Source organism: Parabacteroides sp. MSK.9.14 (assembly GCF_019041495.1).
Classification (GTDB): Bacteria; Bacteroidota; Bacteroidia; order Bacteroidales; family Tannerellaceae; genus Parabacteroides; species Parabacteroides merdae.
In genome coordinates this window covers 35,907-48,400 of the sequence record NZ_JAHPXO010000014.1, presented here as the reverse complement: position 1 = coordinate 48,400, position 12,494 = coordinate 35,907, and the positions used below count along the sequence as shown (strand labels likewise).

The following is a 12,494-nucleotide window of genomic DNA, read 5'->3' as shown; positions in this document are numbered from 1 at the left end:
GGGCAAGCCATATACATTATTTATTTCAAGTAAGGTTTACCATCCTTCCATAAAACTTCTTGCTGTGTAATATACCAAGTCTTACCATGATCATTATTACCTTGATAGAACAAATAAGTCCGTCCGTCAAGATCGGTAAAAAGGTGAGGATGACCAGATTCACTTGAATTCCATTCTCCCGGTTTTCCATTTCGTAAAAAAGGTTCTTCCGACAGACGTTTCCAGTTCAAACCATCTTCACTGACAGCAACCCCGATCTGCTGAGGAGCATTATTATAAGCTCCGGCATAAAACATATACAGTTTATTATCCTTCTTAACAATCGAGGCACCTTCAATACATTCTCCCTCCCAATCACACTCTGGATACAAGATCGATTTATCACAAGCTTGTGTCCAGTCTTCCCTGTTAAAATCAGTATTCAAAGAAGCTGTTGCCACTCCTTGCATTTGTATTTTAAAATCCTTGTCACGAGTTGCAAAATAAAGAAAATACTTTCCATTGAATTCACAAACTTCAGCATCAATAGCCCGTCCACAGTTCCAATCACCCGTCGGATGAAAAACCGGATTACTCGGGTCGCGATCAAAGTGGATACCATCAGTTGACACAGCATGACAGATTGCATCATTTTTTCCATTTCCATAGGTTTGATAAAACAAATGAATTTTACCATCCCGAACTAAAGCACCAGGTGCACAAAGCCCATTCTTTTCATAAACGGCATTCTTTTCCGGCGTTATTTCACCGACTTTCGACCAATTAACCAAATCTTTACTGGATGCGATGCCAATGTTAGCACCAGAACCAGATACATCCAACCTCGGTGGAAGCGTATAATACATCAAATAACGTCCCTGAAAATTCACGACATGCGGATCTTTTGAAAAAGGAACTCCACGACGAGAAGTATCTTCATACATCATCCTCGGTTGCTGGGGTTTACCCAGCAACGAGAAAAACAAACAAGTCAATAATAAAACATATACTCTCATTTTTATTGATTCTAAATGATTAATTGCCATAACCAGGATTCTGGGTAAATTCCTCCGGATTCGAAACATTTGTCAACTGATCACGCGGTATCGGGCGTAATACATGATAATCTTTAAATTTCCCTGCAGTCATAGGACTGATTTCAGGATCATTCATACGCTCCATCAATTTGTCCGTCCGTTTCAAATCATACCAACGATGCATTTCTCCCATCAATTCACGAGCTCTTTCATCCAAAATAAAGTCAATCGTCACATCGGAAGACTTAATCTCCATCTCCGCTTCATGCCCAGGTACAGCGGCACGGCGACGAACTACATTAATATATTCAGCTGCTTTCTGAGCATTTCCAGACAGGAATGCAGCTTCAGCAGCCAACAAATATGTATCAGCCAAACGATAAACAAAAACATTACGCGATCCGGCTGTCCAGTTAACTTCTGGACGCAGGGGATCCAAATGTTTCACCAAATAAGCATACATTTTATAAGAAGTAAAACGAGTATTCGACGGCCATTCCGCATTCGGATTCTGCTCAGACTGGACATCCATCAGAGGATCGATTTGTTCACGCATATATTCCGGAAGAAATACCAAAACAGGCCAAACTTCTTTAATCTGTTCCGGTGTCCAAGGTTCTCTTGGATCAATCATGGCCAACTCTCCTTTTGTCCAAACCTTTTCTTCCACTTTTTTGGTAAACGGGCTGAAAACATTCTCCGTCACAGAATTTTCCGTTACATTCCACCGAGAAATAAAACAATCATCCCAACGTTGATCTTTCGTTTTGTCAAACAAACTTATTGCAAAATCAGAAGAACGCTCACGGCTCCAAGGTCTGCCATACTCAATAACTCTCTTTACAGCAGGATGTTCTTCCGAATAGGCTGAACAAAAGTACATATGGGCTGTATTACCATCTCCATTTAATTCCGCATTTTGCGTATACAAAACAGAGAAAAGGACTTCCGAATTATTTTTATTATTGATATCCCATAATTCTGCGTGCGATTTAACCAACGAATATTTACCAGAATTGATCACCTGCTCGGCATAATTCAAAGCTTTTTTCAAATCGTCATCACTCCGTTTCAAAGTAAGATACACTCTCGACAGATGGTGCATAGCTGCATATTTTGTTATATGCCCGAATTCAGATGCCTGGTAAGTTTCCGGCAAGTTTTCTACAGCAAATTCCAAGTCTGTAACAATTTGATTCCAAACTTCATCTACTTTTGTTTTATGTGCAGTAGTCTCTACTGAATTTGTCGGCTTCAACGGCATAGGAATATCACCAAACTGCTGTACCAGATGATAAAAATAGTGTGCTCTGATAAATAACGATTCTGCAAGAAAACGTGTTTTTAGATCTTCATCCAATCCAGGAATATCATTATTTTCCAGACTCTCAATAACTGCATTACACTGATTCACGGATTTATAACAACTATACCAGAAACTCCTGACATCAGCATTTGTCGCATCAATCGTCCAATTATACCATTGCTCATGTCCTTGATGACCGATCCATATATCCGAAGGACCTTCACACATATAAATCAAGTATTCCTGTATATACATTCCCCTTAAGGTTGAATACAATCCATTGACACCATTGGTTATACCATCTTTCGTCGTATAAAAATTACCAACAGTCACTTTATTATAAGCCGTCTCATCCAAGAAGTCGCAAGACGACAAACATAGCAGAGACAACGAACCTATCAATATTTTATTTAGTATTTTCATATTCTACTTTCAATTAATCAGATTATTAGAAACTTGCATTTACTCCAAATATAAATGAGGTTAACGGACGGTGGTCTGTATAGCTATTACAGTTTTCCGGATCCAGTCCTACATAATCACTCTTTGTCCATGTATATGGATTTTCAACCATAAAATATACCCTGAATTTTTCACTATAAAACTTTTTCGAAATCTCTTTCGGTAAAGTATATCCCAAATTAATATTTTTCAGACGTATAAATGACAGATCCCGATAAGCATAATCACTTGACACCAATAACTCCTGTGGATTAGTTATCGCAGGTTTCGGACAAGCATTAGAAGGATTATCCGGTGTCCAAAAATCAACATCCAGATGATTATAACGAGTTGATCCAGCCTCGTCAGTCAATACTCCTAATAGCTGTCCATACTTCTGACGTGTATAGAAATAAACATTCAAATCGAAATTCTTATAATAGAATCCTGTAGAAAGTCCTGCTGTCCATTTGGGTATTTTATTGAATGTATGCAAATCGCCTTCATCATAAACCCCATTATTATTTACATCTTCTATTTTAGGATTACCAGGTTCACGTCCATACTTTGCCGCTTCCTCTTTTTCTCCATATTGCCAAACTCCTATATATTTATACAGACGTTCAACGTAGAGAGGTTGCCCAATGAACCATTTATTTCCCGGACTATCTTCCTTTCCATTGAACAACTCGACAATTTCATTCTTGTTATAGCCAAAAGTCAAATCTACTGTCCATCTGAAATCTTTTGTCACAACAGGTACAGTGTTCAAGGCTATTTCAATACCCGAATTACGTGTCTTACCTACATTTTGCCAAGTAAATTCATACCCTGTATTGATCGGCAAATTGCGTTTCATCAATAGATCACGTGTATTACGAATATATCCGTCAATAGAACCACTGATCCTGTTATTCAAGAAGCCAAAATCCACGCCGACATTATATTCTTCTGTACTTTCCCACCCCAATTGATTATTAGCCAACTCGGTAGGCAGATATCCCATTGCCGACTGCTCAGTTGTCCCGAAATAATACACATATTTACCTAAAGCTCCTTGTGTTGCATACTCAGAAATTGCTGTATTACCGGAATTACCCCAGCTCAAACGTAATTTCAGATTAGAAAGCCAATCAACTTCCCGAAGGAAAGACTCATCATTCATACGCCAAGCCAATGCAACAGACGGAAAGAAGTCCCATTTATTACCTTTTGCCAAACGAGAAGAGCCATCGTAACGTCCAGTCAATGTCAACAAATACCGATCCTTAAATGTATAATTAACTCTTCCCATAAATGACAACAAAGCCCATTTACGTACAGAAGAAAGACGTGTAAATACATCTGGTGCTTCATTCACATTAAACCACGAACCGTAATAAGGCATATCCTGTCCAGTCAAACCGACCAATTCTGCTTTATCTGTCTGCATATCATGCACCAACGATACATCCAAACTATGATCATTCAATACCTTCTTATAATTCAGGACATTCGTAAAAGTAATCTGTTGCTCGTTCGTTTTTTTGTATTCAGCAGACGGAGAAGCCAACTGGCGAGCTTGAGAAGTAGAACTCTTATAAACTCCATTCTCGATTGACGACAAGCCATATGTCAAACTTGTTCGGAATTTCAAGCCTTTGATTATTTCCCAATCTGCAAATAAGTTCAAAAGGATACGGGTACGTTTTTCTTTATTGTCTACATTATTCTTATCAGTATCGAACAAAGGATTCGAATGCAATACCGTCTGATACCAACCGCTATTGTAAAAGCGCATATCTCCATTCTCGTCATAAACCTCCGTTAGTGGATCAATAACTGTTCCATATTTCCAGACACTATTATCTCCATTATTACGAGTTGTCAATGCTAAAAGAGAAGAATAGCCTACCGTCAAGTTCTTTGCTAATTCCATATCCCCGTTAATACGGGCTGAGAAACGTTCATATCCCATATTATCAATAATACTTTGGTCTTTATTATAGCCTAACACTAACATATTACGATTACGACCATTCGATTGATTGATACTGACATTATGATCCGTTTTATAGCCCGTACCGCTAAACATCAAATCTTGCCAATCTACAAACTGTCCGGAGTTCAAGGTTTTTAATTGAATATCATCAAATATTTCCTTATCTGTCTTTCCATAATTAGCCATTCTTTTCCAGTCTGCATATTTTTCACCGCTCATCATATCATAATTTTTGAATGACTTGGACACACCGACATATCCGTCATAACTAACAGACAGTTTAGCTTCCTTACGGGCACGTTTTGTCGTAATGATAACAACACCATTTGCTCCTCGAGAACCATAAATAGCAGTGGATGAAGCATCTTTCAAAACATCAATCGACTCGATTTCTGCCGGATTGATCTCATCGATCTTTCCTCCGAACGGAGCATCATCCACCACTATCAACGGATCATTGCCCGCATTGATCGAATTATATCCACGGATCACAATGGTAGAAGATGCTCCGGGAGAGTTTCCCATCGTAATATCCGCACCTGCAATTTTACCTTGCAATGCTTGCATAGGATCTTTCATCACAGCCTGATTCTGAATCGATGAAGAAGAAATCTGTGAAACAGATCCTGTTAGGTCACGTTTTTTGACAGAACCATAACCTACCACAACCACTTCATCCAAAGCTTGCGTATCTTCCTTCAATTGGATGTTCAATGTTGTCTTACCTTTACTAACCGCAACATCCTTGTCCAAATATCCGATGTACGTTATACTTAATTTGGAACCTTCGGATATCGACAAAGAGAAATTCCCATCCATATCCGTAATCGTACCATTAGACGTTCCCTTTTCAACAACATTCGCCCCAACAACTGGTTCGCCATTTTCATCTTTCACGATGCCTTTCACAATGATCTGCTTTTGCTGAGTGATAGATGATCCTGCGGCTTCCTTCTTGGAAATCACAATCATCTTGCCCTGGACGGAATAAGACAATCCGTTATCCAATACGGCAGATAGCACTTCTTCCAAAGAAGCATCTTTAAAATCTCGCGTAATCTGCTTCCGTTCATTTACCTCGTCTTTCTTGTAAATGATGGAATACTGTAGTTCTTTCTCGACTTCCGCTAATACCGTTTTTAAAGGAACATTTTTAAATTGCCGGGTAATCCGCTGTGCATTCATGGAGGTAGCCCCAGAAAGCATCAAGGCAAGGATTAACGCCCTTCCTACATGTTTTCTATACATAAACCAATAAATTAAAGAATTAGATTTAATAATATATTAACAATTGCGCTATTGTTTTCGAATATAAATATCCCGGTCCCGCCGTTCATAACGGATCGGAATAATCTCGGATAGAGCGTGCAAGACATCTCCGACAGTCTCTTCATTGCGAAGTGATACGCGGAAAGCCATATCTTTTTCCAAGTCGTCTCCCAAATGAATCTGAACGTCATATTTACGGGATAGGCGGACTGCCAGCTCATTGAGCGTGATTTTATCATATTCAACTCTCCCTTCTGTCCAGGATTTATATTGAGAAGCCTGAACCTTCTGACGGGAAAAACTTCCGTTTTGTTTGTCAAGACTCAGCAATTCTCCCGGTGCAACCGGAATATGCCTCCCTTTATATAAAATATCGATAGAGCCTTCCAATAATGTCGTTTTGGCAGAAAGATCTTCAGGGTAAGAAGATACATTAAACTTTGTTCCTTTCACCAATACACTATACTGATCCGTTTTAACCACAAAAGGAGTTCCATCTGACTGTTTAGTCACTTCGAAATAAGCTTCACCAGTTAAAAAGACTTCCCTGTTTTTAGAATTGAAGTTACCGGCATACTGTAAGGAAGAACCGGCATTCAACCATACAACTGTTCCATCCGCCAGTATCAGCTTGCTTTTTTCTCCATAGGCAGTTTCTAAAGCAAACCGGTTATCGGCAGTTTCCGTATTCCGATAAAGATAGAAACTATATGTTCCACTCAATAATAGAACACATGCAATTGCAGCGATTGACGCACCTGCATCCGGCGTTGCAACTGTTTCCATTCATTCGAAACTTCAGGAATCAGTTTATAGGAAAGCATCCACTCCTCCTCCCATTGGCGGAACATTCTTTCATTAGAAGGTGCATCATTCACAAACCGGAAAAGAATCTCTTCTTCGGAGGGAGTAATGCGTCCTTCAAAATAACGTATTGCCAACTGGTGATTATAGATCTCCTGCTCTTTCATAATTTTTGCTTTCTATATGATGTAACAACCCAAATGAATTTTACCCAACCCCCTTCCTGAAAAAAATTCCCCAAAACAAAAGAAACAGGACTTCGTTCATTCGGAAAGCAGCCAAGCTAATATCGCGATATAGACATCCAACGGATATTTATCTTTAAAATGTGCGGAAAAGCGTGCTAAGGCTTTGGCTATATGTTTTTCCACTGCAGTAGTCGATATTTGGAGAGCATCTGCGATCTCCCGGTTTTTCATTTTCTTAAAACGGCTCATCTCAAATACTTCACGGCAACGGGAAGGCAAATCACTCATAACAAGACTGATCTGTTGTTGCAATTCCTTATACAGAAGCGTATATTCCGGACTTAGGTTAAAGTCCCAATAATAAAGTTCTTCCTGCCCGACCACCTTATCCAAATGTTCCAGATTATGCTGCTCGACCAGTTGCAGATGCTTCAAATAATTCAGACAGGCATTCCTCACCATTGCGAAAAGAAGAGATGAAATGGAAACAGCTTCTATCAGATCACGTTTTTCCCAAAATCTCAAAAAGCTCTCCTGTATGATATCCCTGACTGCTTCCTCATCCGTCACAAAACGAGCAGCATATCCTCGCAACCGAGGATAATAGCTATTGAACAAAAATTCGAATGCTTCGCCGTTTCCGTTCTTTATCTCCCGAAGAAGAGTCTTCTCGTCTGTGAAGTTTTTCATAATGATTATCTATTATGTTTCATCTCCTTATTCTTGCAATTATAGAAACCCTCTATATAGATATTCAAATCTTTGTCTATCTCAATGACGGCAAAACTATTATTTTCGGGAAGGCTTCCTTCTATCATTCCTTTCATTGTAAAATAGTGGATTCCATGCCGAAAACTATAGTTCCCGGCATGATGGTGCCCTTGGATAACGGCTACTACCTTACCGCTTTGCTCAAGTATCGAAACGATCTCTTCCGCATTGCCGATACAAAGTTCCTTGTCGATCCCGGAGAAAGTATCCAACAATTCGTGGATAAAGATCACGACCGGCAAATCGTCTTTCTTCAGTTCCTGCTGCAACCATTCTCTTTGGCCAGCGGGGATAAACGCCTTGGTCCAATCGAAATTACCGGAATCATAATCAGAACCATCCTCGTTGCAGTTACCGTCAAGCACGATAAACTTAATCTGGTTCCGTACGAAGGAATAATAAGGTTTTCCTTTCGCACTCCCGTAATTGCTCGTATGTGCGAGAAATTCAGATTTTGAGATACTATCCATATCATGATTGCCCAACACATGATAAACAGGGCCGTCGAAGGTCTGAAACTTTGCTTCTATCTCATCTAAAAACGACAAAGTCTGCCCTCTTTCAGGAATATCCCCCATATCCTTCAAGTCTCCAAGTTCAATCATGAAATCTAATTTCCGCCTATTAAAAACGTCTATTGCTTCCGATAACTTTGTGATGGATTGTTCATAATAGCGAGTTCCGTGTACATTCCGATGAGCAAAATGTATATCCGTTACCAAGCCAAAGCGCAGTCTCTTTTCATTTTCCCGCGCCAACAAGCCCGGACAGGATAAAAGCAATGCCCCAGCGCATGATCTCTTAAAAAATAATCGTCTATTCATGGTTTATCAGATTGATCAGGGCAAATGTAAACAATATTCCCGGAGAATTGGATAAAACTGTTTACCTTTGCCTTATCAAATACGAATCTGCTATATGAAACTAAAAGTAATTATCCTGCTTATCAGTCTGTTATCCGGCTCTATCGAAGCCCAGACAATTCATTACAATGCTTTCTCACACAACGATTATGAACGTCCCCGTCCGCTATTCGATGCCCTTTCATTCCAATTCAATTGTGTGGAAGCGGATTTATGGCTAATCGACGGCGAGCTGTATGTGTCCCACGATTCGGTCGCCCCCAACCCGGATATCACATTCGAGAAACTGTATCTCTTGCCATTAGTCGAACGGATCAAAAAGAACGGAGGCAAAGTATATCCGGACAGCGACCGCCCGTTTTACCTGATGGTCGATTGCAAGACAGACGGCGAAGCAATGTACCCCGTCTTGAAAAAGAAACTGAAACCATACGAATCTCTTTTCTGTCATGAAAAGGACGGGAAACTGCAAGAAAGTGCCGTGTTGTTCTACCTGTCAGGAAAAAGTCCCCGCAAAGCTATTGCCGCCGAAACCAACCGTTTTATCTTTCTGGACGGTACGATAGAAGATTTAGGGAAGGGCATTCCGGCCGTCCTAATGCCTGTCATTAGCGATAATTATTCCAAATATATCGGCTGGAAAGGCCAGGGAGAGATTCCCGCTGAAAAGCTCGAAAAGGTGCGAGAATATATCCGGCAAACCCATGCGGAAGGCAAACTGTTCCGCTGGTGGGGCGCACCGGACACACCACTGTTCAAGAAACTTTTTATTAAAGAAGGGGTGGATTTGATCGGGGCCGACGACTTAAAAGCGTTGAGTTTGATTTTACAGAATCCCTAAAAAATCTTTTTTCATCCCGAATAATTCTTTTTTAAATGTCTACTAATTCTGTAATCGGCGTCAGTGATTACAGAATTAGTAGGCACTCCGATGTTTTCTTATGCTATGTAGATAAGTAAACCAGGACTACTTATAAGACGAAATATTGAATAACTTCTTCATCTCACCCGTTTTCACCTTAGCCGTAAACAGGTCTTGCAAATCCTTAGCAGATAAGGAGTAAGAGGGAGCGAAAGCAGAGGATTCCATGTATTCCAAAATGCTACGGTAGAACTGCCGGGCTTCCGGTTTGTCCTGTACTGCTTTCAGATCAGACATGCAAACTAAGAGTTTGCCGTTCCCAACCTTGAATTCAAACAACAGACCCAACTTATGGTTGCGTTCAACATTGTCGATTACCTGCACGATCGGCCGGTAATCGTCGGACAGACGATCCAGAATCATAGGGTAGCTCTGCTTGATGATCGGGAACCATTGCCAGTTGGTGTGGAACTCGGTCGGGAAATCAGCCAATGCAGGGTGGCCGGGATCAGTCAAGATTCCCAATGTACCGGGAGAAACTGGGCGGTCCAAGTTTTCGCAGATAGTCCGGAACATACGGTAATTCCAATAATCCGTCTGGAAAAGTCCGCCTACCGTTTGATCCTTATGTTTGTCTTTCGAAGGGAACCAAAGGACTTTGCCACCCTCTGTCAGGTATTTCAGATGGGCATCCAGGTCATCCGTCACACAAATATCTTCAGATGGTGTAACCTCCTTATCAGCCGGATAAATCCAAAGTGAATAATCATTCCGGTAAGGAGTGCCGTCTATCGACAAGGCGAGCGTGACTTTTTCAGCCTTCCGGACAGAAGCGATAGCCGGTTTCAATGTGCCTACCTTTGCCAACTCTCCTTGTTTGACCTGTAAAGGTAAAACACCCTTGTCCAAGACCTGTTGTTTGCTGTCGGTCAATGTCCAAGACAATTGTTTGCCATTCAAATCACTTTCGGAATAATTAGCGATCTCTACCTCTCCGGTGAGCGCCTCATCGTTCGTCCAACAGAACTTCTCCGTGCAGAACAGAGGAACCACTTCCGAACAGAAATGCCGCCATTCTTCCGGCGCGATCAACCCTTTACTTTCCATAAAAGCATCCAAGATTCCGACATAAGCTGAGCCCTGTCCCGGATAATCCTGCAAATCGAGCAACTGGAAACCGCCCCATTCCGGCGTACGCAGGTTCATCTCGATATCCGCCCGGTACAACAGGGCCGACCATTTACCGGAAGCCATCATAAAGTCATGCGCCTGGTCGATCATACCGGCCTCTTCCAAGCGTTTCTTGAAGATTTCGAAATTGCGAGGCTTCAATACACCCGTATATTTCTTGATCTCTTCATAATTCGGATATACCTGGAACTGCCCCGTCTCGTGGCTGATAATCGGAACATCGCACAAAGCATTGGCAGACGAGAAATCCATCTCCGAATTCGGGTACGTGTGATTCAGATACCCGCCGTCATAAGCGTCAGCAAATGAGAAAGAGGCACGGGCATGGGTGTTGAACTGCTTGTCGTCTTCACGCCCGACACGGCAAGTCGTGAAATAATCTTCATCCGCCTGCTTTCCTTTAAAGCCTAAATAATTATTCGAACCGGAAGCATAGATATGGCGGTTATCCTCCTTTTTGAAGGTCTGGATCAGCATGGCAAGCCCTTCCTCGCCGGACATCTCATTTCCTAATCCGAACATCACAAAAGAGGCATGATTACTATAGGCCCGATGCAGGTTTCGCCCTTCTTTTAACAGATAATCGCATAATTCGGTATCATCGATATCGATATTTCCCCAAATAGGAAGTTCCGGTTGCAGGTAAATGCCTTCGATGTCGGCTGCCTCAAAACAGGCTTCGGGAGGACACCAGGAGTGGAAACGATAATGGTTGATACCATACTGTTTCGCTACCTGGAAATAGTGCCGCCAGGTCTCCACATCCATTGCGGTATGGGCAATCAGAGGGAAGACACAGGCGTCATGTTTTCCGCGCAGGAACGTAGTCTTGCCATTCATGGTGAACTGCCGTCCTTTTGTTTTGAAATCGCGCAAGCCGAAAGTCGCCTGCTCCGTATCGACCGATTGATCTGTTTTTAGTGAGACAGAGAGACGGTATAGAGCCGGTGTAAATTCGCTCCAAAGCAAAGCCTTATCTCCCAGCGCAAGTTCGAGCTCCTGTTCCGGCTTCGTCCAGTCCACTTCAACTGTCTGTACCGGTGTTTTATGTTGTTTATCCGTATTCCAGGCTTCGGCATAAAAGGACAATATACCTTTTCCCACCCCTTTGTCCGGGTTACGAAGGGTTACTCTGGCAGTCACGACTTTTTTCGCGACATCCGGATAAAGCTGGATCTCATCGATCCCGCAAAGAGGTGCGCTTTCCAGATAAAAATCACCGATAATTCCATTCCAGTTTGTCTGTGTGGAAGCAGAATAAGCATGTGAAGAGCCGTAGACCTTTTCTGGCACGGCCTGCTTGCCGTTATCGACTAAAATAGCAACGGTATGGGTTCCGGGAAACAGATAAGAGGACAGATCATATTGTTGAGCCGTAGAGATATCGTTATTTGCCCCAACTTCTTTTCCATCGATCCAGATCGTCGTAGGCTTCGTGCGTTCCATCACTAAGCGGACGGATGTTCCGTCCCATTCTTCCGGTATACGGATCTGCTTCGTGTACAGTGCTTTCCCTTCAAACACATATTCCCTGGAAAGGCCTGTAGTCAGTGTCATATCCGTATTGTAAGTTCCCATTTTCCCCATATCGGTAATACCGGGCAGGAAAAGAGAATCCGTACAAGACTTTGTCAACCAATCAGGAGCAATCCCCGTACCGGCAGTATCCAGTTGCAATCCCCAATTACCCTCCAAGGAAATGCGACTCCGGGTATCAGGAGGCAGTTGTTGGGTACAAGCGGAATAAAATCCGGCGGTTAACAACAAGGCAACAAGTTTAATCGAATTTTTCATCTTCTTCA

9 protein-coding genes are annotated in these 12,494 nt (G+C 41.8%); 1 reads left to right on the top strand and 8 read right to left on the bottom strand.

The window, feature by feature from the left end; translation table 11 throughout:
* Positions 1-20: 20 nt before the first annotated feature.
* From KTG12_RS09280 to KTG12_RS09255, 7 genes are all read right to left on the bottom strand, one after another.
* Positions 21-995, bottom strand: coding sequence for a family 43 glycosylhydrolase (locus KTG12_RS09280; protein WP_005644925.1), 975 nt, complete (start codon positions 993-995; stop codon positions 21-23).
* Between the two features lie 19 nt (positions 996-1,014).
* On the bottom strand, positions 1,015-2,745 hold the full coding sequence (locus tag KTG12_RS09275; protein WP_005633455.1) for a RagB/SusD family nutrient uptake outer membrane protein: 1,731 nt from the start codon (positions 2,743-2,745) through the stop codon (positions 1,015-1,017).
* A gap of 25 nt (positions 2,746-2,770) precedes the next feature.
* Positions 2,771-5,992, bottom strand: coding sequence for a TonB-dependent receptor (locus tag KTG12_RS09270; protein WP_122115570.1), 3,222 nt, complete (start codon positions 5,990-5,992; stop codon positions 2,771-2,773).
* 48 nt (positions 5,993-6,040) lie between these two features.
* Positions 6,041-6,799: a FecR family protein gene (locus KTG12_RS09265; protein WP_229055515.1), complete on the bottom strand. Its 759-nt coding sequence runs from the start codon at positions 6,797-6,799 to the stop codon at positions 6,041-6,043.
* Positions 6,733-6,984 (bottom strand): hypothetical protein, encoded by a 252-nt coding sequence (locus KTG12_RS21725; protein ID WP_022322536.1) that lies wholly within the window; start codon positions 6,982-6,984, stop codon positions 6,733-6,735. Before KTG12_RS21725 ends, KTG12_RS09265 begins: the two co-directional genes overlap by 67 nt.
* Before the next feature lie 96 nt (positions 6,985-7,080).
* Positions 7,081-7,695: an RNA polymerase sigma-70 factor gene (locus KTG12_RS09260; RefSeq protein ID WP_155144026.1), complete on the bottom strand. Its 615-nt coding sequence runs from the start codon at positions 7,693-7,695 to the stop codon at positions 7,081-7,083.
* Positions 7,696-7,700: 5 nt separating this feature from the next.
* On the bottom strand, positions 7,701-8,600 hold the full coding sequence (locus tag KTG12_RS09255; protein WP_138273270.1) for a metallophosphoesterase: 900 nt from the start codon (positions 8,598-8,600) through the stop codon (positions 7,701-7,703).
* Between the two features lie 94 nt (positions 8,601-8,694).
* On the opposite strand from KTG12_RS09255, the gene KTG12_RS09250 reads away from it, so the two are divergent.
* Entirely contained in the window at positions 8,695-9,480 is a 786-nt protein-coding gene (locus tag KTG12_RS09250) for a phosphatidylinositol-specific phospholipase C/glycerophosphodiester phosphodiesterase family protein (RefSeq protein ID WP_005633468.1), read from the top strand.
* 126 nt (positions 9,481-9,606) lie between these two features.
* Here KTG12_RS09250 and KTG12_RS09245 read toward each other — a convergent pair whose 3' ends face one another.
* Positions 9,607-12,486: a sugar-binding domain-containing protein gene (locus KTG12_RS09245; RefSeq protein ID WP_155144028.1), complete on the bottom strand. Its 2,880-nt coding sequence runs from the start codon at positions 12,484-12,486 to the stop codon at positions 9,607-9,609.
* Positions 12,487-12,494: the final 8 nt, after the last annotated feature.